Annotated in this window: 15 protein-coding genes; 11 read left to right on the top strand and 4 right to left on the bottom strand. The window is 43.8% G+C overall.

The genetic code is table 11. The features are described 5' to 3' along the window. Positions 1–60: 60 nt before the first annotated feature. From DXD68_RS12855 to DXD68_RS12845, 3 genes are all read right to left on the bottom strand, one after another. On the bottom strand, positions 61–1,026 hold the full coding sequence (locus tag DXD68_RS12855; protein ID WP_122361958.1) for a FecR family protein: 966 nt from the start codon (positions 1,024–1,026) through the stop codon (positions 61–63). Positions 1,027–1,118: 92 nt separating this feature from the next. Next, positions 1,119–1,682, bottom strand: a complete 564-nt coding sequence (locus DXD68_RS12850) for an RNA polymerase sigma-70 factor (protein WP_122361957.1) — start codon at positions 1,680–1,682, stop codon at positions 1,119–1,121. Continuing rightward, a complete protein-coding gene (locus DXD68_RS12845) occupies positions 1,679–2,287 on the bottom strand; it encodes an HU family DNA-binding protein (protein WP_122361955.1) in 609 nt (202 codons plus the stop codon). The genes DXD68_RS12850 and DXD68_RS12845 overlap by 4 nt, the downstream gene beginning before the upstream one ends. Before the next feature lie 295 nt (positions 2,288–2,582). Between DXD68_RS12845 and DXD68_RS12840 the strand changes: the two genes are divergently transcribed. From DXD68_RS12840 to DXD68_RS12815, 6 genes are all read left to right on the top strand, one after another. Continuing rightward, a complete protein-coding gene (locus DXD68_RS12840; RefSeq protein WP_122361953.1) occupies positions 2,583–3,131 on the top strand; it encodes an RNA polymerase sigma-70 factor in 549 nt (182 codons plus the stop codon). A gap of 111 nt (positions 3,132–3,242) precedes the next feature. Beyond that, entirely contained in the window at positions 3,243–4,178 is a 936-nt protein-coding gene (locus DXD68_RS12835; protein WP_122361951.1) for a FecR family protein, read from the top strand. 211 nt (positions 4,179–4,389) lie between these two features. Further along, complete coding sequence (locus DXD68_RS12830; protein ID WP_122362076.1) at positions 4,390–7,719, top strand: TonB-dependent receptor; 3,330 nt, start codon at positions 4,390–4,392, stop codon at positions 7,717–7,719. Between the two features lie 12 nt (positions 7,720–7,731). Beyond that, on the top strand, positions 7,732–9,432 hold the full coding sequence (locus DXD68_RS12825) for a RagB/SusD family nutrient uptake outer membrane protein (RefSeq protein ID WP_122361949.1): 1,701 nt from the start codon (positions 7,732–7,734) through the stop codon (positions 9,430–9,432). Positions 9,433–9,551: 119 nt separating this feature from the next. Then, complete coding sequence (locus tag DXD68_RS12820) at positions 9,552–12,032, top strand: hypothetical protein (RefSeq protein ID WP_122362075.1); 2,481 nt, start codon at positions 9,552–9,554, stop codon at positions 12,030–12,032. 22 nt (positions 12,033–12,054) lie between these two features. Next, the gene (locus DXD68_RS12815) at positions 12,055–13,293 is read left to right on the top strand and encodes an alpha-L-fucosidase (RefSeq protein ID WP_122362074.1); all 1,239 of its coding nucleotides are present in this window, start codon (positions 12,055–12,057) and stop codon (positions 13,291–13,293) included. Positions 13,294–13,374: 81 nt separating this feature from the next. Here DXD68_RS12815 and DXD68_RS12810 read toward each other — a convergent pair whose 3' ends face one another. Then, positions 13,375–14,262 (bottom strand): AraC family transcriptional regulator, encoded by an 888-nt coding sequence (locus DXD68_RS12810; protein ID WP_122361947.1) that lies wholly within the window; start codon positions 14,260–14,262, stop codon positions 13,375–13,377. Between the two features lie 130 nt (positions 14,263–14,392). Here DXD68_RS12810 and DXD68_RS12805 point away from each other — a divergent pair, with 130 nt between their 5' ends. The 5 genes from DXD68_RS12805 (at position 14,393) to DXD68_RS12785 (ending at position 25,403) form a co-directional block, all read left to right on the top strand. Next, complete coding sequence (locus DXD68_RS12805) at positions 14,393–15,766, top strand: sugar porter family MFS transporter (RefSeq protein ID WP_122361945.1); 1,374 nt, start codon at positions 14,393–14,395, stop codon at positions 15,764–15,766. A 10-nt stretch (positions 15,767–15,776) separates the two neighbouring features. Then, positions 15,777–19,064, top strand: coding sequence for a DUF5107 domain-containing protein (locus DXD68_RS12800; RefSeq protein WP_122361943.1), 3,288 nt, complete (start codon positions 15,777–15,779; stop codon positions 19,062–19,064). Between the two features lie 256 nt (positions 19,065–19,320). Continuing rightward, positions 19,321–22,104, top strand: a complete 2,784-nt coding sequence (locus DXD68_RS12795) for a glycoside hydrolase family 2 protein (RefSeq protein ID WP_410510722.1) — start codon at positions 19,321–19,323, stop codon at positions 22,102–22,104. Between the two features lie 23 nt (positions 22,105–22,127). After that, positions 22,128–24,272 (top strand): alpha-galactosidase, encoded by a 2,145-nt coding sequence (locus tag DXD68_RS12790; RefSeq protein WP_122361939.1) that lies wholly within the window; start codon positions 22,128–22,130, stop codon positions 24,270–24,272. A gap of 18 nt (positions 24,273–24,290) precedes the next feature. After that, positions 24,291–25,403, top strand: a complete 1,113-nt coding sequence (locus DXD68_RS12785; protein WP_233577138.1) for an aldose epimerase family protein — start codon at positions 24,291–24,293, stop codon at positions 25,401–25,403. Positions 25,404–25,871 lie beyond the last annotated feature (468 nt).

The following is a 25,871-nucleotide window of genomic DNA, read 5'->3' as shown; positions in this document are numbered from 1 at the left end:
CTGTGGAATGATCTGGTTCTATTTCATAGGCATTATAATTTTAGGTGAATATTTGTTTTATTAAAATATTTCGATTTCTTCATTGTTGACTATTTTGTACCGGAAATGGTGAACGCCCTGAAGTGCTTTCAATATCCTTTCAATATCATCACTTTGGCGGAATTTTCCAGATACATACTGATCAATCTGGGCTGTATTTTTGATATCAAATTTTACCTTATACCATAAGGTCAGATAATCCAGTATTTCAGAAAATTTCTTATTACTAAAATAGAATATTCCACTTTCCAAATACTCTTCATTGTTGAATGAAGCGGTGGATTTTATTAGGTTACCATTAAAAAGGGAGACCATTTCATTTGGTTTCAGAATAACATTTTCCTGTGGTCTGTTATTGTTGATAACCTGTACACTACCTTCTACCAGATTTGTTTCAAACCGGTTGCTTTCTGAATAAGCGAATATATTGAATTTGGTACCGAGTACTTTTATATCATATTGTTTAGTTTTAACGATAAAAGGACGTTCCGTATCTTTTGTTACTGAAAAGAAACCTTCTCCATCCAGTTCAACCGAACGTTCTTTATTGCTAAACTCATTCGGGATTTTAATAACCGACCGGGGACTTAACCATGCTTTCGTCCCGTCCAGAAGTGTCATATAGATACGTTGACCTTTGGGAACTTCTATTTTTGTATAGAGTACGGTTTTTTCTTTGGGTATGAATTTATCGGTGAGTAACCAGATATTGACGAGAAGAATAGCTGCCACAGCCGCATATTTAGCCAGATTGAGATAAAGGTTACGGGTCTTTTTGTGGTTGATCCGGCTTCCCAGTTCTTCCATTTTTTGTGTGGCCCATTCATTATCTCCACTTTGCTCTCCGAGTTTGGATATCGTAACTGTGTTCTGCATCCGGATAAATTCTGCTTTATTAGCCGGATCAGATTCTATCTGATCGAAGAGTGCTCTCTTTTCTATGTTTGAAAGTTCTCCGAGGAAATATTTATCTAGTTGTTCATTCATGTTATTAGTGCTTGTTCTGTTTATATGACGGATAAGTTCCGGCCATCTACTAGTCGGAAACAGAAAAAAGTAAATTTTTTTTGAAAAAGATTTTAGATGATGAAAACAAAGAGAGGGAGATAGTCCTTTAGCTCAACTTTCAGTTTACGTATAGCGGTTACAATGTGGTTTTGCACAGTATGGACGGAAATATCCATTTGTGTGGCTATCTCTTCATATTTTAAACCATTCATTCTGCTCAGAATGAACACCTGCCGGCATTTCTCCGGCAGGTGTTCGATTGCTTTAGCCAGTAAGTCTTCTATTTCCTTCTCCGTAAAAATGTTTTCATCGAATTGCATCAATGCCTCCATTTTTAATTTTAGTTCTCTTTCCGGAAGGTTATCCAGCGATTCATTCTTGCTGTCTATGAATGTTTTGTGACGATAGAAATCAATACATCTGTTTTTTGTCAGAGTAAACAGAAAGGCATTCGGATTGGTCAGGGAATCCAGCATATCCCGGTGTTCCCAAAGATACATGAAAATATCCTGTACGATGTTTTCCGCATCTTCAATAGATATTACATATTCCCGTGCAAAACGTACAAGCTTAGGAAAATAGATCAGATAGATTTTTGAGAATGTAGCATTCTCTATTCCTGAGAGTTGTGTCATACCTTCTCCTTTCCCTTTACAGATACATATAATACAGTTTTTCCATGACCGAGTTTTTTTATTTTCTCATCTTCGATCAACTCGTTCAGATCGCGTATGGTAGTGGAACGGTTACATCCGTTCAAACGCATATATTGTGCAGCCGTAAAGTATTCTTTCCCTTCCATAGAGTTCAGCATCCGGCCTTTACGTTGTTCCGGAGAATAACGAGTAGCTCCGGCTTGAGAATCACGTTCCAGGTCTAGGGGTTTCAACTGTTCTTTCAACTTTTTGCTTCCTTTAAAATGGACATTATTGAAATGTACTGACCAGGAACGTAATTCCTTCTTGTCCATTACCGGACGGCATTTCAGCGAGATAGAGAATGAGCCGAGATCATCCAGTTCCACAGTATATCCTCTGCGTAGGTTCTTGGAAATCACTTTTGCTAGAGCATCCAGCATTCCTTTGGTCGTAGCCGTGGAATAACCACAGCTATCGGCTATCTCTTCTGCAATTTCCGGTGTACGGATTGTCCCTTTAGGCACGATTCGAGCATGTAGAGGCTGTTTCTTCCCATCTTTTCTGGGATTAGGATTCTCATATAAAGCGTATTTAGCTCCCATAATAATTTCTGATAAAAGGTTATTTAACAGTTTTATTGCATATCACAGCTGTGTTTCTTTCATATCACAGTTGGATTCCGTTTGTATCACAGTTGAGTTTCTTTTGTATCACAGCTGTGATATGAATAGGGAATCAATACAAATGTACAATATATTCCAGTAAACCTATACAGTCTGCGAGGTAATTTAATCTTGCTGGAGGATAATTCATGCTATCTGTCTATTATATTTGATTACGTTTGTATTGCAGTTTGGGATATTTATGTAAGTTTGTATTGTCTATACTATTATAACAATGTCAGAGATCGAACGATTTAACAATATATATGTGAAGCATTATGATAAGACATACCGCTTTGCCCGGTTGTATGTTCGTAATGACCAGGTGGCTGAAGATATAGCAACGGAATCTCTTATCAAGCTGTGGGAAACGATGAAAAAGGAGCCTGTTGAGAAGCCTCTTGCTCTGTTATTGACCATACTCAAACATAAATCACTTGACTATTTGAAAAAGCAGATCAGTATAGAAGAAGCCTTTGAAGCCATGGCGGCATGGCAACAACGGGAATTATCTATCCGTATTTCGACGCTTGAAGCCTGTAACCCGAATGATATTTTCTCAGAAGAGATCCAACAGATCTTAACCAGGACTTTAGAAGAACTGCCTTCGCAGACCCGCAAGGTTTTTATGATGAGTCGTTTCGAGCAGAAATCCGGCAAGGAAATTGCCGAAGCACTGGGTATCACGGTAAAAGGAGTCGATTATCATATAGCAAAAGCATTGAAAGCGTTACGCATTTCTTTAAAAGATTATCTGCCTTTGATTTATTTCCTGCTTAATTGAATTGGGTTTCATTCGGACGAAAAAATAGTTTCATTCGAATGAAATTTTTTTTTCGTCCGGTACTAGTGAACTTTCTCCAGCTGTCGTCTTATATATGTAAAGCAAAAGAATATGGACGATAAACTATTACAATTATATTTTGAAGGTCGTACAACGGAAGGACAGTCCCGCCTGATCACGGAATGGCTGGATGCTGATGCGGCAAATATGAAACATTATCAGCAGCTGTGCCGTTTGTATGAAATTGGTTTCTGGCACGAAGAACCGGAAACTGTCACACTGTCGCTGAAAGGAAAGTTCAGGTGGCGGAGTATTATGCGGGAGGCGGTGAAGATTGCTGCTGTTTTTGTTTTGGGATTTACGTTGAATTACTGGTTCAATCCGGGCACGGAAGAAGATATTGCCATGCAGACCGTACATGTGCCGGCCGGACAGAATGCACAGTTGATACTGGCCGATGGCTCTAAAGTCTGGCTGAATGCCGGAAGTACACTGAATTTTCCTACTCGCTTCGTTGAGGGAAAACGGCAGGTAACCCTGGAAGGTGAAGGTTTTTTTGAAGTAAAGGCCAATAAGGAAAAACCATTTATTGTTTCGACATCTATATATGATATTAAGGCATTGGGTACCTCCTTTAATGTAAATGCCTATAAGCAATCGAAGGAATTTGAGACAGCCCTGTTAACAGGAAAAGTCGAAATATCGGATCGTATAACAGCCCGTGTCCTGTCTCTTGCTCCCAACAATCGTGCCGTGCTTGGGAATAACGGGCTATCGGTTGTTCCCATAGAAAGTAAGGATTATTACCTCTGGCGCGAAGGTATTCTCTATTTTGATGAGCCGCTTACCGAAGTACTGGATAAACTGAAATTATATTTTGATGTAAACATCGATGTAAAAAATAAATCCGTACTGGAGAACAAACGGCATTGTACGGGTAAGTTCCGGACGAGGGATGGTTTGGATCATATCCTGAGAGTTCTGCAATTGACAAATCATTTCACTTATAAGAAAGATGAGGAGAAGAATCTGATTACTATTAATTGACTTTATTGTGTAACCTTTAAAATCTGATCGCCTATGACACAAACGTAAAAAGTATATGAAAAACCGGCAAGCGCGCCAACGCTTACCGGTTATGGGTTAGAACCCCGAACTGGGATATTTATCGAAGTACTAACAACTTATTAACTACAAAATTATGAATTATATTTTGTACAGACAATCTATACGTGAAATTAAACATACATTTCGTATTATGAAGATCACTATTGTAGCTTTGTTTACTTGCATTTATACACTTTTTGCAGTAGAAGCCAACTCACAGAATACAAAAGTCTCAATACAAGCTAACGATTTTTCTATTCAGAAAGTGATTAGTGAAATAGAAAAACAGACCGATTATTTGTTTGTGTATGACAAGAATGACGTAAACGTAAGCAGAAAAGTTTCTCTGACTGCTAATAACGAATCCGTCTCTGAAGTGTTAAACAAGATATTTGAGGGTACAGGTGTGACCTATAAAATGGTGGGTAAGAATATAACTCTTATTAAAAGGGAGGCGCTTACTGATAATAACCAGCAGGTGTCTAAAAAGGTAACAGGTAAAGTTTTGGATCAGAATGGTGACCCTGTTATTGGAGCCAATGTGGTAGAAAAGGGAACTACTAACGGTAGTATAACTGATATCGACGGGCATTTCACTTTATCGGTTGCTCCGAATTCAACATTGATATTCTCCTTTATTGGTTATGCGACTGCGGAACTGCCTGTTTCCGGTAAAACAAATTTGACTGTAACATTACGGGAAGATACCGAAATACTGGATGAGGTTGTAGTAGTAGGTTATGGAACCATGAAAAAGAAGGATCTGACAGGAGCAGTAGCAGCTGTTAAAGGGGATGCCTTGGCTTCTCGTAAGACAACCCAATTGTCGACTGCATTACAAGGTGCTGTTGCCGGAGTAACGGTGACACGTGATAATAGTGCTCCGGGTGCGGCTGCAGGAAGTATTAAAGTACGTGGTGTCACAACGATTGGCGACACCAGCCCATTGGTTATTATAGATGGTGTCCCGGGAAGTATTAACGATGTGAACCCGAATGATGTCGAAAGTATGTCTGTGTTGAAGGATGCTGCATCAGCTTCTATTTATGGCTCTCGCGCTGCTGCTGGTGTTATTTTGATTACAACGAAGCGAGCTCAAGAAAAAAGTCTTTCAATTGATTATAATTTTGAGTATGGTTTGGAAATTCCGACAAAGCAACCCAAATATGTAGGTGTTAAGCGTTTCTTGGAAACGACTAACGAACTGCGCTACAATGATAATAAATCAGGAGGATGGAATCAGGCCTATTCTGAAGATGATGTCAATAATTGGGAGAAATATAATCAGACAGATCCTGACAAATATCCGATGACGGATTGGGTTGGTATGATTTTAGACGGATCAGCTCCTCGACAGACACATACGATTAGTTTGGCAGGAGGTTCAAAAGCCGTTAAGTCGAATGCCTCATTTGTATATGATAAAGTAGATGGATTGTATGCAGACCGTTACTATGAACGGTTTATGATCCGTGCAAATAATGATTTTACGGTGAATAAGTATTTAGGGGCAACTTTAGACTTCAATTTCAAGCGGACAAAAAATCATCAGCCCTATTATTCTCCATTTTCAGATATGCGTTTGGCCCCGATGATTTACCCGGCTGTTTGGGCAAACGGAGAGTATGCCAGCGGTAAAAATGGTTGTAATCCTTATGCTATGGTAAACTCGGGAGGTTCTAAAGACGAATGGTATAACAAAGTGGGTGGACGTGCAGCCATAAATATCACACCTCTTGAAGGATTAAAAATTTCCGGAGTGATCGCTCCTAACTATACATTTACTAAGAATAAGGATTTTCGCAAAACTGTCTCTTATTCTTTGGAAGATGATCCGAATACAATCGGCGGCTACATGGAAGGTTATAATACGACCAAGTTGTCTGAAAAAAGAAATGATAGTTATGATGTAACGATCCAGGGAATTGCAAATTATATGAAAACATTCGGCAAACACGATTTAAATGTGATGGCTGGTTATGAAACGTATCGTTATTTTGGTGAAAACTTAGGGGCTTCACGTGATCAGTATGAACTTAACAATTTCCCTTATTTGGATATCGGCCCTTTGGATCTTAGGGATAATAGTGGAAGTGCCGTACAGTTAGCTTATCAATCCTGGTTCGGTCGTGTTGTTTATAATTATGATAATCGATATCTGTTGCAGGCGAATGTGCGTTATGACGGATCTTCCCGTTTTCATTCAGACTATCGTTGGGGTGTTTTTCCTTCTTTTTCTGCCGGTTGGGTAATGAGCGAAGAAGCTTTTATGAAAAATGCGGATATAGACTGGCTGTCTTTCCTGAAATTAAGAGCTTCTTATGGTACTTTGGGTAATGAGAGAATTACGGATAATGATGGTAATGCGTTGTATTATCCATATCAGGCATTTATTAATTTTAGTGATGTCTTGTTTTATCAGAATGGAACGATAGTACCCGAATTATCTGCTGCACAGTGGGCATACGCGGTTGAAAATATATCTTGGGAGACGACAAGCTCTGTCGATGTCGGTTTGGACGCTACGTTCTTTAATAATCGTTTGCGTTTTACTGCCGATTATTATAAGAAGCAGACCAAGGACATGTTGTTGGCTTTGGAGATTCCGGATTATGTCGGATTTGACAATCCTCAGCGGAATACGGGTAAAATGTATACCAATGGATATGACATTGAACTTGCTTGGAATGATCAGATCGGCGATTTGACGTATGGCATTTCTGCCAATTTCTCTGATTTTGTTTCTAAAATGGGAGACTTAGGAGGTACGGAATTTTTAGGAGACCAAGTGAAGATGGAAGACAGTGAATTTAATGAATGGTATGGTTATTTGAGTGACGGCCTGATATTGACAGAAGAAGATCTGAATGGTCCTAAATTAAATAATAACGTACAACTTGGCGATGTGAAATATAAAGATATTTCCGGACCGGACGGTGTTCCGGATGGTAAGATTTCACCGGAATATGACCGTGTATTGTTGGGCGGTTCTCTTCCGAGATTCCAATATGGTGGTTCATTGAACTTAGGTTATAAGGGTTTTGATTTTTCATTGGCATTTCAAGGGGTTGGACGACGCAATGCACGTTTGTCTTCTGCAATGGTACAGCCGTTGCAGGCTAACTGGGGAAATACTCCTGCCATTATAGATGGCAATTATTGGAGTGAAAAGAATACGGAAACCCAGAATGCAGCTGCTTTTTATCCCCGTTTGACGTATGCTAATGCAAGTAACAATTATGCAATGTCGGACTACTGGATGTTTAAAGGCCGTTATTTTCGTTTGAAGAATCTTACGTTCGGGTATACATTACCAACTGCATGGACTGAAAAAGTGACAATTAAGCAGGTTCGTGTTTATATTGCCGCCAATGATCTGTTTTGCATCAGTAAATATCCGAGCGGTTGGGACCCGGAAATGGGAAGTTCTTCTTATCCGATCACAACATCTTTGTTGTTTGGTTTATCTGTTAAATTTTAAAAGAGCGAAAAGATGAAACGTACATTAGTTATATTATTGGGATGCTGTTTAGGATTGAATTCATGTTATGAATTGGATTTGAATCCACTGTCACAGGCATCTAGCGAGAACTGGTACTCCAGTGAAACGGAAATAGAAATGTCTGTCAAAGATTTTTATAGAGATTCTTTTTGGCCGTTGGACAATGAAGATAAAACTGATAATTTTATCTACCGGGAAACTCCTTCGGAAATCATAAAAGGAACTTTTAACGGTCAAAGTGGTGATGTTACTACATTATGGGCTAACCAATATAAATCCATAGCCCGTGCAAATACGATCTTGGCTAATATGGATAAGGCAGCAAGCATGGGAATATCGGAGGTGAAATTGAAACAATATGAATCCGAAGCCTTGTTCCAGCGGGCTTCTTGTTATGCGAGGCTGGTCACTTATTTCGGAGATGTTGTTTATGTGACGGAAGTGGTCGACATAGAGGAAGCATTTAAACTCGGACGTACTCCGAAATCTGAAATTATACCAAAGATCTATGCCGATTATGATAAGGCAATCGAGGGGTTACCTGAAAAATATTCAGGAGTCTCTTCCCAACGCGCTACAAAAGGAGCTGCATTAGCATTGAAAGCTCGCTTTGCTTTGTATATGGGAGATTGGGAAATCGTAGCAGAGGCCGCTAAGAAATGTATGGATTTAAATATTTACAAATTGTATCCGGATTATGCGGGCCTTTTCCTGTCCTCTACAAAGAATGCAGAGGAATCCATATTCTTACTACCCCGTTCTATCGAATATAAAGTAACATTAGGCAACTGGACGGTGATGAATGAAGTATCAAGAAATACCGGAGGTTGGGGAGCTTTTGCTCCTTCATGGGATTTGCTTGCTGCCTATGAGTGTACGGATGGGTTACCTATTGATGAATCTCCTTTATTCGATCCGCATGATCCGTTCAAGAACCGTGATCCCCGTTGTACGGCTACTATTGTTGAATTTGGAACTCCGCATCTGGGGTTTGAATATAACCCTCATCCGGATGCCGTAGAAGTAATGAACTATAATACTGGCAAAATGCAAAAGAACAATGATGCCCGTGTGAATGCCCAGTTCGCATCTTTTAACGGATTATTATGGAAAAAAGGGATTGATGAAACATGGCTGGAAAACGGGAAGGATGTGGCCCCGGATAAGATCATAATCCGTTATGCGGACGTTCTGTTAATGTATGCGGAGGCAAAGATCGAATTGAATCAGATCGATCAGTCGGTTCTGGATGCGATCAACCAAGTACGTGCAAGAGCGTATGGTGTCGACTATACCAATGTAAGTGCCTATCCGGCAGTAACTACGACTAACCAGCAGCAACTACGGACGATCCTGCGCACGGAACGGCGTGTAGAGTTTGCAAAAGAAGGATTGCGTTATATGGACCTGGTCAGATGGAAGATTGCAGGCAAGGCCTTGACACGACCGAATTATGGTATGTTGTATCCTGTTAATCTGTTACAGGAGAAAGTGGTGAATAAAGGTTTGTGGTTCTGGCCCGGCATTCCACAGGTTGACGAAGATGGAATCCCTGATTTTTCTGCTATGGAGAAAGCCGGATTGATAGCCTCGATGTCTCAGCGTATGTGGAACGACCGCCAGTATCTCTGGCCGATCCCGACGAAAGAGGTTCTGATCAATGAAAACCTGAAACAGAATCCGGGATATTGATAAGATTAGGTTAGCACTATTAAATACCAGAGGCTCTTCTCTGATTTTTAAATGAAAACCTGACCGGAGAGCCTCTGTATAAACATTATTTTCAGAAATAATCAAAAAAGAAGATGAAGATGAAATTAAACAGTACGATAGGTCTGATGGCTGTACTATCGGTGATGAGTTGTTCAGTGCAGAAAGAAACTAAGAGAATCCCGGATTCCGTTTCCGGTATTTATCCCCATTTGGCATATTATAACAATGAAGGAGAGTGTGGAACCGGGGCGGTTGTTCCCTGGGTAGACCGGCTGTGGGTCATAACCTATGGACCGCATTTGCCGAACGGGTCATCTGACAAATTGTATGAAGTAACACCGGATTTTCGGCAGATCGTACGTGACGAGAGTATAGGAGGAACCCCGGCGAATCGTATGATACATAAAGAAAGCGATCAATTATTTATCGGTCCGTATGCCATTGATAAAACCGGAAAAGTCCGCGTGATACCTTACCAGACGATGCCGGGACGTCATACCGGGAATGCTCGTCATCTAACGGACCCGGCAGGTAAAATCTATTACGGGACGATGGAAGAAGGTTTTTATGAAGTAGACGTCAATACGTTGGAGGTAAAAGAACTGTATCAGGACGGAAATAACAAGAAACAGAAAAAGAGTGATACGGATGCAGGTCCAATTAACGCCTTATTGCCCGGCGTACATGGGAAAGGACTTTATTCCGGTCAGGGAGTTATGTTATTTACCAACAATGGTGAAGGGACTCAGGAAGCATTGAAGAAGTTCGATGTGGAAGCCGGTGTTTTGGCAGAATGGGATGGAAAAGACTGGAAAGTGGTTCGTCGGAATCAGTTTGTGGAAGTGACGGGACCTGGAGGAATTTATGGTAATACCAATCCGGAAACGGATCCGTTATGGGCAACCGGATGGGATCATAAGTCAGTGATATTAGGAGTTCGTGATGCGAAGGATGGTTGGTCGTTTTATCGTCTTCCGAAAGCGAGCCATAGCTATGACGGTGCACATGGTTGGAATACGGAATGGCCGCGTATCCGGAATGTAGGGACAGGGGCTGCCCCGGATTATCTGATGACGATGCATGGGATGTTTTGGCGTTTCCCCGGACAGTTCACGGCAAAAAACAATGTCGGTATCCGACCTCGTTCTGCTTATCTGAAAGTGATAGGTGATTTTACCCGTTGGAATGATCAGCTGGTTTTTGGTTGTGATGATTCTGCTCAAAAAGAGTTCCTGAATAAACGAAAGGCGAAAGGAGATATAGAAGGACCAGGACAGTCCAATTCCAATCTGTGGTTTACCTCTTTCACTAAACCGGATGAATTGGGACCGGCTACAGCTGAAGGTGCAGTTTGGGCGAAAGAAAGTGTAAAAGCGAATGAAGCCTCCGAACCATTTTTGTTTGCCGGTTGGGCTGACCGTATAGGTTGGGTTAAGAATGAAGGGGTTCAACCTGTAACGTTTACCTATGAAGTGGATGAAACCGGTACTAACGATTGGAAGCAACTGAAGTCTGTCACAGTGGAACCGGGTAAAGCCGCTTGTGTAATGTTTTCTGCAGGTGATAAAGGAGAATGGATCCGTGTGAAAGCAGATAAAAACACATTGGCAACGGCAAGTTTCTCTTATACGACATCGGATGTGCGTTCATCACAGCCTTCGGCCATGTATAAAGGTTTAGCTTTTGTAGCAGAAACAGACTTAACAGGAGGCTTATTATATGGACTTGGAGACAATCGTCGGGCTTTAGGACTATTGGCCAGTACTGTTGTAGATGGAGAGGTTACAGAAACTGGTTATTATGAAATGGGTGATAAGTTGGAACTGGTTCGCAAAGATGATACTGCAACAGCTGATTTTATTCGGTCTAAATTTGCTATTCCGCAACAAGTTGTTTCCATAGAAAGTAGTTCGGTGTTGGTTGTGGATGATTTAGGACGAAGGTGGCGCTTACCTTTAGGAAATGAAGAATATACATCATTGACCGATCAGGGAAAACTTCGTATTTGTCGTGAAGTCGCAACAGAACGTGATTTATTCTCTTGTATGGGAACATTTTATGAACTTCCTGCAGAAAATGCAGATGGTTATGCTAAAATTCGCCCGGTCTCAACTCATAATTATCGTATTAATGATTATGCCTCTTATCGTGGAATGCTTGTTCTCACAGGTGTAAAACCGGAAGAGGGAAAAGAAAATGAACATATTATTGTTTCCAATGATGGTAAAGCTGCTGTATGGGTAGGAGTTATTGATGATCTGTGGCAATTGGGTAAACCGGTTGGTAAAGGAGGTCCGTGGAAAGATACGGAAGTAAAGGCGAATACTCCGTCTGACCCTTATCTGATAGGTTTTTATGATAAAAAAGAATTGACATTATCACATCAGTCGGCAAGTGATATTTCTTTTACAATTGAGGTAGATCCTACAGGAAACGGAGATTGGATGGAGTATCTTGTGCAGAAGGTGAAAGCAGGAGAAAAGTGGACGTATGAATTCCCTAAAGAATTTCAGGCCCGCTGGATCCGTTTTTCTACTGATGCAGATACAAAAGCTACGGCATGGTTGACGTATAAATAAACTGGTAAAAATGGATTTGCTTATGAAAAGATATAGTATATTAATAGTTTGTTTACTTCTTGGATTGGACCTGTTTGGGCAGGAACAGACGTGGAGGAGTATTCCTTATTATCTGAAAGGGTATGAGGCTGAATATGAGAGATCACCCAAAGAAGCTGCTTTGGCATGGTTTAAAGATGCCCGTTTTGGTCTGTTTATCCATTGGGGACCAGCTTCTTTGTATGGAAAAGGGGAATGGGTTATGTATAACGAGACAATTCCTTATGATGAATATGAACAGACTGCCAGGAAGTTCAAAGGAGATAGATTTAATGCCCAGGATTATGTCGATTTGGCTGTTAGTGCTAAAATGAAATATATAACATTTGTAGCAAAACATCATGACGGTTATACTTTATGGGATACGAAGGCCACCGATTATAATAGTATGGACTATCCGGCTCAACGTGATTTCGTAAAGGAGTTAGCAGTTGCCTGCCAAAAAGCCGGATTAGGTCTATTTATTTATTATTCGATAGGCATAGATTGGCATCATCCTTATTTTTTACCGAGCTCTATGTATAATCCGGCCCGTCCTCATTATAAGAAGATCCCTGATGCCTATAAATTTAAAGAGGTCGAGGACTTTAAACATTATCTGAATTTTGCAAAAACACAGATAATGGAATTATGTACGCAATATGGTCCGATTGCAGGGCTTTGGTTTGATACGGTCGGTGGTGTATATCAGTACTCTGAACTTTTTAATATTCAGGAAATTTATGATATGATCCATGCTATTCAGCCTCATGCACTGGTTGTTTTTAAAACCGGAGCTAATGGCAATGAGGATTTCATTACAGGTGAAAGGGAAATGGGTTCTCTGGCTTCAGTATTTAAAAGTGCAGGTCTTCCTCAAAAGGTACAGGATGCTGCAGACCATTCCTGGGAAAGTAATAAGGAAAAGCCGGCAGAATTGAATATTCCTATTCAAACGTTGGGTTGGGCCTATCATAGTTCTCCGCGCCAAAGGCAAAAGTCAAAAGAGGAAGTCATAGACTTGCTTAATTATTGTGCTCAGATAAATGCAAACTTACTATTGAATATAGGACCGCGTCCGGATGGTACAATTTTAGAAGAGAATGTAGTGACTTTGAAAGAAGTGGGTGATTATCTTGAAAGTAATGGTTTTCCTGTTTTGAATACAAACGACTATATGTATTATAGAACAAAAGCCGTCCAACAAACTGATAAAGAGAAAGAGAATCAGACGGCCAGATAAATAAACTATTGTAAAACCAGAATGTTTTCCTCTGAAAGGAAGGCATTTTGGTTTTTTCATATTAAACATGAAAAAGCCTGTTTACCCTTTCTTCTGTTTCTTATATTCCCGCGGTGACATCCCCATTACCTTACTAAACAATCGGGAGAAATAATAGGTGTCTTCTATCCCTATCTTATAGCAGATTTGGTTTACTTTCATATCCGTGAAGTCCAGGAGCTGGCAAGCCTGCTGTATTTTCAGTTGGTTGAAGTAAGTCAGTGGGGCATATCCGGTACGTTTACTGAACAGAACAGAGAAATGGGATGGTGAGTAACCGATATGAGTTGCCAGGTCGGCCAATGTCAGTTTCTTTTCCAGGTTTTCTTTCATATAATGGATGGCCGCTGTTACGATATCATTTGCATCCGATTCGTTGCGGGCCGCTTCGCGGTATTGTTGCAGGTAGCGTAAAGACCCCAGGTAATAATGGAAGGCGGAGCAGGCATACAACAGGTTCTCATGGCTGTATCCCATTTCCAGTGTGCGGAATATCTCTTCGAAAAGATCGTTCCGGTTACTGATACGGGACTGTACGCTCGGTTTGATCTCTATCGGACGACTGGCCTGCCCGGCAAAGTAAGAGGCTAGTTTCCCTTTGAAATGTATCCAGTAAATTGTCCAGGGATTATTCTCGTCCGAACCGTAAGCGTGAGGAACTCCCGCTGGCAGTATGAAATATTGATTTGCTCTTACCGTACATTCCTGTTCGCCGACGCGAAACCAGCCGGCTCCTTCTATACAATAAATGAAAACGAACTGGCTGACCGGTTCCGTACGTTCCCGGAAATGATGCAGGGCTTTCGGATAATAACCTATGTCTGTAATATGCAGGATCGATGAAAGAGCATCTTTCTCCATCTCCTGCACAACCGATTGGGGAAGCACAAGTGCACGTTCGCCGCTAAAACCGTCTTTTAGTTTGATCATGGTACCAGATTTATAGATATTTGCAAAGATATGATTAAATCGGAATATTGTCCATCTTTAAGCTGATTTTATCTATTTCGTTGTTGAAGAAAAGACCGTTTCTTTGCACCATAACTTTAATTCTATTGTCATGAAGCGAACAACAGCTTATTTATTACTTATCTGTCTCGTCTCTGCCATGGGAGGATTGCTATTCGGTTACGACTGGGTGGTGATCGGTGGTGCAAAGATATTTTATGAACCGTTCTTTGGGTTGGAAGGCTCTGCCGCTCTTCGCGGATGGGCTATGAGTAGTGCTTTGATCGGTTGCCTGGTGGGTGCATTACTGTCCGGCGAATGGAGTGATAAATACGGGCGCAAGAAAATGTTGATCATCGCTTCTTTTCTTTTTGTATGGTCGGCCTATGGGACAGGGGCGGTCGACAGTTTTACCTGGTTTGTTATTTATCGTATAATCGGTGGGTTTGGTATCGGGATTGCTTCGAACGTATCGCCGGTATATATCGCTGAGGTAGCTCCGGCTTCAGTCCGTGGAAAATTTGTTTCCCTCAATCAGTTAACGATTGTATTAGGTATCCTGTTTGCACAGTTGGCAAACTGGCAGATCGGAGAATACTTTACACAAGGAGGCGAAACGCTGACGGCAAACAGTATCGAATGGGCGTGGCGTTGGATGTTCTGGGCGGAGCTGGTTCCGGCAGGATTGTTTTTTGTCCTTTCTTTTATTATTCCTGAAAGTCCTCGCTGGCTGGCAACCGTACAAAAGACCACACAGGCACGAGGCATTCTTCTGCGTATCGGTGGCGATGAGTATGCCGATCAGACTTTGAACGAATTAGCCCAATTGACCGATAAAAAGGAGGAAAAAGTAAACTGGAGTGCACTCTTGAAGCCAGGAGTCCGGAATGTATTGGTAATCGGGATCGTACTGGCTATCTTCCAGCAGTGGTGTGGTATCAATGTGATCTTCAATTATGCACATGAGATATTTTCAGAGGCAGGCTATGCCGTATCTGATGTCTTGATGAATATTGTAGTGACAGGGGTGACTAATGTGATCTTTACTTTCGTCGCTATCTATACGGTGGATAAATGGGGCAGACGTACCCTGATGTTTGTCGGTTCTGTTGGGCTGGCCATTATTTACGCGGTATTAGGTACCTGCTACTTCCTGGAAATGAGCGGCTGGCCGATGCTTCTATTGGTAGTGATGGCTATTGCCTGCTATGCCATGTCGCTGGCACCGGTGGTTTGGGTGGTTCTTTCCGAAATATTCCCGGTACGGATACGCGGGATGGCAATGGCGATCTCTACCTTCTTCCTTTGGGTGGCCTGTTTCCTGTTGACCTATACCTTCCCGATACTGAATGAAGCGGTGGGCGCTTCGGGAACCTTCTGGCTGTATGGTCTTATCTGTCTGGGCGGATTCCTGTTTATCCGTGCGAAACTTCCTGAAACAAAAGGTAAAACTTTAGAGGAACTGGAAAAAGAATTAACGAAATAAATATACTGAAATGACTGAAAATGTGAAAGTTTGGGAAGAAGATATCCTTCTTCCTACCTACGGTATTGGCAAAGCTGAAAAGAATCCGATGTTCCTGGAGAAGCGTGTTTACCAGGGAAGCAGTGGTGTGGTTTACCCTTATCCGGTGGTTGAAAAGATAGAGGATACCTGCGAGGAAAAGAGTTACCATGCTGTCTGGCTGGAAAACGAATATATAAAAGTGATGATCCTTCCCGAGCTGGGCGGACGGGTACAAATGGCGTACGATAAGATCAAAAACCGCCATTTCATCTACTATAACCATGTTATCAAACCCGCTTTGGTCGGACTGACCGGACCGTGGATCTCCGGCGGTATCGAGTTTAACTGGCCGCAACATCACCGTCCGAGTACGTTCCTGCCGATCGACTATACGATCGAACGTTGTGCCGATGGAAGTGCCATCGTTTGGGTAAGCGAACGCGAACGGATGTTCCATCAGAAAGGGATGGCAGGTTTTACCTTGCGTCCGGGACGTGCAGTATTGGAGATACAGGGGAAATTGTATAATCCGACTCCGGTTCCACAGACCTTCCTTTGGTGGGCCAACCCGGCAGTTGCCGTAAATGATGCCTATCAATCGGTATTTCCTGCCGATGTAAACGCCGTTTTCGATCATGGAAAACGGGATGTTTCGCGTTACCCGATTGCTACGGGCACTTATTATAAGATGGACTATTCGGCAGGCGTAGATATTTCCCGTTACAAGAATATCCCGGTTCCAACCTCTTATATGGCGATCCGTTCCAAATATAACTTTGTGGGAGGCTATGAGAACGATACCCGTGCCGGTGTCCTGCATGTGGCGAACCATCATATCTCACCGGGTAAAAAGCAGTGGACCTGGGGGAACGGTGATTTCGGGCAGGCCTGGGACCGCAACCTGACGGATACCGACGGCCCTTATATCGAACTGATGACCGGTGTCTACACCGACAACCAGCCTGATTTCACCTGGCTGCAACCTTACGAAGAAAAAACATTCACCCAGTACTTCATGCCTTACCGTGAACTGGGTGTCGTGAAGAACGCCTCTTCCGATCTTCTGATGAACATAGAACCCGATGGAAAGGGCGCTTTATTAAAGATATTTGCCACTTCGGTACAGAAGGAGCTGCATATTACCATCGAAAAAGCAGGGGAGACCTGTCTCGATATTACCCGTGATATCACCCCCGAAAATGTACTGGAGGAGTTTGTTCCTGTCGACAGTTTGTGTGATGTGAAGGTTTGTATCTGTAATGCAAAAGGCAAACAGGTATTGACATGGGAACCTGAACCGGATGTGATCAAAGAAGTTCCCGAACCTGCGAAAGCAGCACTCGATCCGGAATATGTACGGACTACCGAACAACTCTACCTGACCGGTCTGCATCTGGAACAGTATCGCCATGCCACCTATTCGGCTACGGATTATTATCGGGAGGCCATCCGCCGCGATCCGACCGATGTACGCAATAATAATGCAATGGGTTTGTGGCTGATCCGCAAAGGACAGTTTGCCCAGGCAGAACCTTATCTGCGTCAGGCGGTGAAGACATTGACCGAGCGGAATCCAAATCCGTATGACGGCGAACCGTTATACAACCTGGGTCTCTCCCTGAAATATCAGGGAAAGAATGAAGAAGCATACGACTTTTTCTATAAAGCCTGTTGGAATGCAGCCTGGCAGGATGCCGGTTATTATTCTCTCACCCAATTATCAGTCGCAAAAGGAGAGTGGGAAGAAGCTCTTTATGAAATAGATAAATCCCTGCTCCGCAACTGGCATAACCTGCGGGGACGTCATTTGAAGGCTATTATTCTTCGTCACTTGGGACGAAACGATGAGGCGATTGCGTTGATCGACGAATCGTTGCGTATCGACCGTTTCAATTTTGGTTGCGGCTTTGAAAAGTATCTGATAACCGGGAACGATTCCGATCTGAAAGCACTGGTCGCTTTGATGCGTCCGGAAGGACATAATTATAGCGAGCTGGCACTCGATTACGCATCGGCAGGTTGCTGGGAAGAAGCATTGAAGGTGGCTGAGACGGCCATCGATTTGCAGGTTGCCGATCAGACGATGTTACATTATTATAAGAGTTGGTTCCTGATCCGCTTGGATCGGAAAGAGGAGGCTTTGGCGGCAATCCGTGAGGCTGAACAGCAAATACCTGACTGCTGTTTCCCGAATACGTTGGAAGCTATTTTGGCTCTTCAGGCAGTGATTGATTTTGCAGCCGAGGCTCCGAAAGCATTGTATTATCTGGGCAATTTGTGGTACGACAAACGTCAGTATCCGGAAGCGATTGCCTGTTGGGAAGCTTCGAAGAAACAGGATGAAACATTCCCGACCGTATTGCGTAACCTTTCGCTCGCTTATTTCAATAAACTGAATAAGCAGGAAGAAGCAGTTGTTTTATTGGAGAAGGCTTTTGCCCTCGATCCGACAGACGCCCGTATTCTGATGGAGCTCGACCAACTGTATAAACGCTTGAACCGTCCGCATGCCGATCGGCTGGCTTTCTTGGATAAACACAAAGAAGTCGCTTTCGAGCGCGATGACCTGTATCTGGAATATGTCACTTTACTCAACCAGCTTGGACAGTATGAAGAAGCCATCCGCAGGATCGATGCCCGCCAGTTCCATCCGTGGGAAGGGGGAGAAGGTAAAGTTCCTGCCCAATATCAGCTTGCCCGCGTAGAGCTGGTGAAGCAATTGCTGTCAGAAGGGAAATATCAGGATGCATTGAACTTGATAGAAGAATGTTTCGTCTATCCGCATAACTTTGGAGAAGGGAAACTGTACGGTGCCCAGGAGAATGATTTCAATTATTATAAAGCTTGTGCTTTGCAGGGATTGGGACGCAATGAAGAAGCAACCGGATTATTCCTCAAAGCCAGTGTCGGAAACAGTCAGCCTGCTGCTGCCATGTATTACAACGACCAGAAGCCGGATAAAATATTCTATCAAGGATTGGCCTTGCGTAAACTGGGGCGTGAAGACGAGGCACGCGGTCGCTTCAACAATCTGATCTCCTATGGTGAAAAGCATGTGTATGATATCTTTAAGATGGATTACTTCGCCGTCTCCCTGCCGGACTTGCAGATTTGGGAAGATGATATGAACAAAAAGAACCGTATCCACTGCAATTACCTGATGGCATTAGGCCACCTGGGATTGGGAGATACCGAAAAAGCAATGAAGTATTTCGATATTGCTGCCGAAATGGATAATAACCATCAAGGAGTACAGATACATCGGGAAATGATCTGACTATAGGAGGTCTTGGTTGTTACAGGTTCCTTTGCCGTCTGCTTTAGCTGACGGATTACAAATTGTTTCTTTTTGGGCTTTAGCCACATTTCTCTTAACATAGAGAGTGTGTTTAAAATGGGACTAAAGTCCAGAGATTGATCATTTATCAATCCGTCAGCTAAAGCAGACGGCAAAGGAACCTGTAAGGGCTAAGTCACTTTGATGAGGGGATAGCTTACTAACAATAACCAAGCAACTAGAACAACAAAATATGATGAAGCAACTTCTATTTGTATGCATATCTCTGATGATATTTTCTTCTTGCAGGGAAAGATCATCTGAACTCTCTTTAGCCGGAGAGTGGCAGTTTGCTTTGGACAGTACTGATGTCGGAGTAACGGAGAAGTGGTTTGAACATTCGTTTACCGATAAAATAGAGTTACCGGGGACTACCGATGAGGCAGGCTACGGCACTCCGAACAGTTTGCCTCCTTCAGTCGGCAAGCCGCAGATACTTCACCTGACCCGTCGGAACAGCTATGTCGGCCCCGCCTGGTATTCGCGTGAAATCACGATTCCATCGGACTGGAAAGACAAATCTATCGAACTGAAACTGGAACGCGTTATTTGGCAGACGAAAGTCTGGATAGACGGACAATCTGTGCCGGGAACTTGTGAAAGCCTGATCAGTCCGCATCGTTTCGACCTGACGGACTATCTGACACCCGGTAAACACAAGCTGGCGATCCGTGTCGATAACCGGAAACAACACGATATTTCTGTCAATGATATGGCACATGCCTACACCAACGAAACGCAGATCATGTGGAACGGTATCATCGGAGAAATATCTCTGACTGCAAAAGAGGCCCTTTCCATCGACAATCTGCAGGTGTATCCGGATATCACCCGTAAGCAAATCCGCATACAAGGTAAGGTCTTTAATGCAGGTGAACGAATAGAAGGTATGTTGTCAGCGAAGGTGGAAAACTCAACAAGCAGATTGCAAATAGCTTCTTTCGAGCAGCAGATGGATTTTCAGCCAGGTGAAAACCTGGTGAACATCACCTGTCCGATGGGTGATTCGATAGAAGTGTGGAGTGAATTTAACCCTACTCTATATACAATGGATCTGAAGGTGGAAGCTGGTTCACAGAAGGCAAAAGGGAGTGTTAGGTTTGGTATGCGTGAATTTAGCCGAAACCAGTCAGATCTGTTATTGAACGGGAAAAAGGTATTTCTGCGGGGAACGCTCGAATGCTGTATTTTCCCCCTTACCGGTCGTCCGCCGATGGAACCGGAAGGATGGAAGAAAGTATTCCTCACTGCCCGCGAATGGGGATTGAACCATCTCCGTTTCCATTCCTGGTGCCCACCGGAAGCCGCTTTTCAAGTGGCGGATTCTTTGGGCTTTTATCTGCAGGTGGAGCTGCCTCTCTGGTCTTTGAAAGTGGGTGAAGAAGCCCGGACAAACAAATTCCTGTATGCTGAAGCCGACCGTATCCTGTCGGAATATGGAAATCATCCCTCTTTCTGTTTCTTTAGTTTGGGTAATGAGTTGCAACCCGATTTTGATTTCCTGACCGGATTACTGAAACATGTCAAATCGCAGGACCCGCGCCATCTCTATACAACTACCTCCTTTACCTTTGAAGGAGGTCATGGTGACTGGCCCGAACCGGACGATGATTTCTTTATCACGCAATGGACAAAGAAAGGCTGGGTACGTGGTCAGGGTGTGTTTGATACCCAGTCACCTTCGTTTGACAAAGATTATGTTGCATCCGTCGAGGGCATGACCGTTCCGTTGATCACCCACGAGATCGGACAGTATTCCGTTTTCCCGAACCTGAAGGAGATAGATAAATATACAGGTGTACTCGACCCTCTGAACTTTAAAGGTGTCAGACAGGAACTGGAACAGAAAGGTCTTTTGGATAAAGCCGGTGATTACCTGAAAGCATCCGGTTATCTGGCATCTATTCTCTATAAGGAAGAGATAGAACGTGCGATGAAAACGGCTGGTTGCAGTGGTTTCCAGTTGCTGGACCTGCACGACTTTCCCGGACAGGGAACGGCTTTGGTCGGTCTGTTGGATGCCTTTTGGGACAGTAAGGGGGTAACCGATGCGGAGACTTTCCGTCAGGCATGTGCTCCGGTAACTCCTTTGGCACGTTTTCCGAAAGCTGTTTATACAAACGATGAGACTTTTACGGCATCTGTGGAGATTGCGAACTTTACCGATCGCGAGCTGAGCGGGCAATCTCTTTCCTGGGTATTGAAAGATGAGGCGGGAAAAGAGATGAATCAGGGAAAGATCGCTTGTCCTCCCCTTTCCATCGGATTGAACAAATTGCCTGTAGCGATCAGTTGTCCTTTGAATCGGAAGGAAGCAGGCCGCCTGACTTTATCGCTTTCATTGGAGGATACGCCTTACCGGAATGAATGGTCTGTTTGGGTATATCCGGCAGAGTTGACAACTGAAAAGGGCGAAATCATCGTTACTCGTGACCAACGGGAGGCTCAAAAGGCGTTAGCCGACGGAAAGAAAGTATTGTATAACCCCGATTATAAGAAGGTGGAAGGACTGGAAGGCAAATTCGTTCCGGTGTTCTGGAGTCCGGTTCATTTCCCGAAGCAGGCAGGTTCGATGGGTATCTTATGTGATGCCACGCATCCGGCATTCCGCCATTTCCCGACAGGCAACTATACCGACTGGCAATGGTGGTCATTGCTGAAACAGTCCCGGACGGTCGTGACAGACAGTTTGCCTGCTGTAACGCCTTTGGTGGAGGTTGTCGATAACTTTGCCAATAACCGCCGCTTGTCGAATCTGTTTGAGGTGAAAGTCGGAGCGGGCAAACTCCTGTTCTGTTCTATGGATTTGCTGTCTGACTGGAAGCAACGCCCGGAAGCGCGTCAGTTATATTTCAGTCTGCTTGAATATATGAAAAGCAATGCATTTAACCCGTCAAACACGATGGAATCGGGAGTTTTGTCCCGATTGCTTATGGGCGGAACCTCTGCGGAAACAAGCAAACCGGAAGATATTTATTGATTAATGTAAAAAGAAAGTAACTTATGAAGAAGCTGTTTATTGTGTTATTTGCACTGGTGACAGGAATGGGTTGGGCACAACAGTCTGCTGTTACAACGGGTAATGACGGAAAGTCGTGGACATTGTCTACGCGCTCTTTTATTTATCAGATACGTGTGTCTGAACAGGGAGTCGTGAATATGTTTTATTTCGGTGATAAAAGCCAGGATCCGGACATGCTTCGTCATCCGTTAGGCGAGGAAGTAACGGTTCGCGGCGGCTATTCGGCTACCACTCCGATGCTGGAAGCTGTCTTTAAAGACCGGGTGAGGGATATAGAGCTGACTTATGCCGGTTCGGAGCTTTTGACACAGGATGGATACACGACGTTGGCTATCCATCAGAAAGATAAGTTTTATCCGCTGGCGGTAACGGAATATATCCGTGTCCTTCCGGAATACGACCTGATGGAAAAGTGGATAGAGATAAAGAATACGGGAAAGAAAGGCAGTATCGATATCGAAAATGCCCAGTCCGGAACCTTCTTTCTGCCGAAGAATGCCTATGAACTGACGCATCTGTCCGGCAGGTGGGGCTACGAATATCAGATGAACGTGACCAAACTGACCCAGGGACTGAAAACAATTCAGACAAAAGACCTGCGCTCATACGGTTCTTCCTTCTTTGCGATAAGACCGGAAGGCGAGCAGGAAGAGACCTGCGGGGAAGTCTGGTTCGGCACTTTGCAGTATAGCGGCAACTGGCGGATGGATTTCGAAAAGTATGCTCCCGGCGAGGTACAGGTGACCGGAGGTATCAGTTTTTGGGATCAACTCCTGGTTCTTCAGCCCGGAAAAAGTTTTACTACCCCCAAAATGATGATAGGATATACCAATCGGGGGATGGAGGGGGTCTCACAGAACCTGGCCTCTTTTACCCGTGAAAAAGTGCTGTATCCTTCCCATCACGACCAGGTACGCCCGGTTTTGTATAATAGCTGGTATGCGACCACTTTTGATGTGAATGAAGAGCATCAGCTGGCATTGGCAAAGATTGCTAAAGAGCTGGGTGTCGAGGTTTTCGTAATCGACGATGGCTGGTTTAAAGGCCGTGTGAACGATAAAGGCGGTCTGGGCGACTGGACGGTCGATAAGAATAAATTCCCCAACGGCCTGCAGCCGATGATCGATAAGATCAATGCTATGGGGCTGGATTTCGGTATCTGGATAGAGCCGGAGATGGTGAATCCGAACAGCGACCTCTACCGTCAGCATCCTGACTGGGTGTTCCATTATCCCAACCGTACCCGTCATGAGACACGTAACCAGCTGATGCTGAATCTTGCTCGTGAGGATGTCTATCAGTATCTGTATACCAGCTTCTCTACTCTGTTGCGTGAAAACAATATCAAATTCATCAAATGGGATATGAACCGCGGGGTGACTGAACCGGGCTTCCTGTCTGCACCGACTGACGAGCAACGGGCTGTGCGTATCAAATATATCGAAAACCTGTACCGCCTGTTTGAGACGCTACGTGCCGAATTTCCGGATGTGTGGTTCGAGAACTGTGCCGGTGGCGGGGGAAGAGTGGACCTGGGTATGATGGCACGTACCGATTTCTGCTGGGCAAGCGATAATACCGATCCGGTGGAACGTACTTTCATCCAGTATTCTTTCCTGAACGCTTTCCCGTCCAATTCCATGATCAGTTGGGTGACGCAGGAGGACTGGCATAACCAAAAGCATCCGCTGGAATTTAAATTCGACGTATCCATGTGCGGTGTGCTGGGTGTCGGCTATGACATAACAAAGTGGACCGATAAGGAGAAAGAAACGGCTCGTGAGAAGATAGCCCTGTATAAAGAGATCCGTGAAACGGTTCATAAAGGCGATCATTACCGTCTCGTTTCCCCCTATGAAAATAACCGGAGCGTGCTCCAGTTTGTCAATAAGCCGAAAACGGAATCTGTAGTATTTGTATATAACCTGGCAGAATATCCTGACAACGCCATTCCGGAGACCAAATGCCCCAAAAAGGTGAAACTACGCGGACTGGAAGCGGATGCTTCTTATCGGATCGACGGCATGGAAGGTATTTATAAAGGCCGCCAGTTAATGAATATAGGTGTCGAGTTTCCGTTGTACGGAGCTTTCAAAAGCCGTATCTTCAAGATCGTAAAACAATAATAAAGCATAGCTTCTTATATGAAACTTCTATCTGCATCGACATTCAGCGGCGGGGGATTGATCCCTGCCGCTGAATTGATCACATTAAGGAACCGTAACGGTCTTGTCGCCCAGTTCACCGATTACGGTGCACGTTGGGTAAGTATGTGGGTACCCGACCGGGAGGGTCGCTTGTCGGATATCGTGCTTGGGTTCGATACGATAGACGGTTACCGGACGGCAGGGGAGAGATACCACGGTGCTATCGTCGGTTGTGTCTGCGGACGGATCAGTAATGCCTGTTTCCGGATAGGAGGGCAGGAGTATCTGTTAGCTTCCAACGATGTGTACGGTACACCTGTTCGTAACCATTTACACGGTGGAATCGATGCTTTTCACAACCGTTACTGGAAATTCCGTACATATATTTCTCCTTCCGGAGAGGAAGCTGTCGAGTTCACAAATAATTCACAAAGCGGTGAAGAGGGCTATCCGGGCAACCTGCAAGTGAAGGTTACGTACCTGCTGAAAGCGGACAATACCCTGCGGATGGAATGTGAAGCAACGACCGACCATCCGACTCCTGTTAATATGACCAATCATGCTTTCTTCAACCTGCAATCTCCTTCCGCTCCGGCAGAGAGGAAAAATGTCTTATCCCATAACCTGACACTGAACGCTTCTGCTATCATAGAATGCGACGGTGAATTAATTCCTACAGGCCGATTGTTACCGGTAGACGGAACCTCGCTCGACTTTCGTTCGCCCCGTACCATTGTCTCGTCATTGGTTGAGGAACATCCGCAGATACAAAAGGACAAAGGTTTCTCCCTGGCCTATGCCTTGGATACCGAAGAATCCGAAGCATCGGACGAATTGCACTTTGCCGCCCGCCTGTCTGATGCTCTTTCCGGAAGAATGTTGGAAATATATACCAACCAGCCCTCCGTTCAGGTATATAACGGTTACTTTATGGATGGTACGGACATCGGGAAAGATAATACCCCTTACTATGCCAGTGCAGGTATAGCCATTGAAACACAGGGCTATCCGGATGCGCCTAACCAACCGGCTTTCCCCTCTATCCTGATAGATGAGGCAAAGAAGTATCGCCATATCACCGAATACTGCTTCACGAACGTGAGCCGGTAGCCACAAGAAAAATAACTTTCTACACAAAGTTTTTAGAAAAGTATCTGTCATCTGTCATTCGCTGATGTAACACGTAGTCATTCAGTGGATAAGAGCATGACAGATACTTTTTTTATTTGCAATGGAGTTTGTCATCTGTCATCTATACCGCTAACAGACTATCTGTTAAAAGACAGACAACTACGTGTTAAATACCGACAAACTACGTGTTAAGTCCTTATTTAGTAAAACTACCCTGTACAGGGTAGCTGATTGAGGTGTACAGGCTGCCCGCGCAGGGTGTACAGGGTAATATCCCAGGGTGTACAGGGTAGCAACAAAATATAAGGACTTAACACATAGTTCCTCCTTTCTTAACAGATAGTATCTCCCTTATCAACGATTAAAAGGAGTAGGGAGGGCTGTTATATTGGTTCATCTCTAAGCATAGCCACTCATATTCTACACAAGCTTCGGATTTGTCGCAAA

Origin of the sequence: Parabacteroides sp. TM07-1AC, assembly GCF_003480915.1 — a bacterium.
Taxonomy (GTDB): domain Bacteria; phylum Bacteroidota; class Bacteroidia; order Bacteroidales; family Tannerellaceae; genus Parabacteroides; species Parabacteroides chongii.
This window is presented reverse-complemented; position numbering and strand designations above follow the sequence as displayed.